Origin of the sequence: Enterobacter sp. C6 (genome assembly GCF_008122455.1) — a bacterium.
Lineage (GTDB): Bacteria > Pseudomonadota > Gammaproteobacteria > Enterobacterales > Enterobacteriaceae > Enterobacter > Enterobacter pseudoroggenkampii.
The window spans coordinates 1-451 of record NZ_QPFW01000009.1 but is presented as its reverse complement, the minus strand read 5'-3'; the positions used below and the strand labels follow the sequence as shown (position 1 = coordinate 451).

The 451-nt window shown below is 61.0% G+C and carries 2 pseudogenes; both read right to left on the bottom strand.

Annotation, left to right across the window (positions count from 1 at the left end):
* Positions 1-309, bottom strand: a pseudogene (locus DOU50_RS00055) (acetyl-CoA C-acetyltransferase); the annotation flags it as partial.
* Between the two features lie 9 nt (positions 310-318).
* Positions 319-451 (bottom strand): annotated as a pseudogene (locus DOU50_RS00050) (succinyl-CoA--3-ketoacid-CoA transferase); the annotation flags it as partial.

The window sequence follows — 451 nt, the reverse complement described above, 5'->3', positions numbered from 1 at the left end:
GCGGATCGCCTGCGCGGCGAGCTGCACCGCTTTCAAGCCCGCACCGCAGACCAGGTTGACCGTTGTCGCTGGAGTACGGACGGGCAATCCGGCGTTGATGGCCGTCTGGCGCGCAGGGTTTTGTCCGCATCCCGCCGTCAGCACCTGACCGAAAATCACCTCATCTATCGTCTCAGCTGGAAGACCGCTGTTCTCCAGCAGACGACTCACCGCTATGGCCCCCAGCTCAACCGCTGAAAGGGAAGATAGCGATCCGCGAAAACTGCCAATGGGGGTTCGCGTTGCCCCGACAATCATGACCTCTTTCATCGTAAGTCCTCAGCTGAAGCGCATCTCGCGAACGTCGTCCGCCACAATTAATTTTCCGGCGGTCTTAGCCGCAATGTCGTCGATACTGACGCCGGGGGCGTATTCCCGCAGGATGAACGCGCCGTCCGCGATCTCGAGCAGC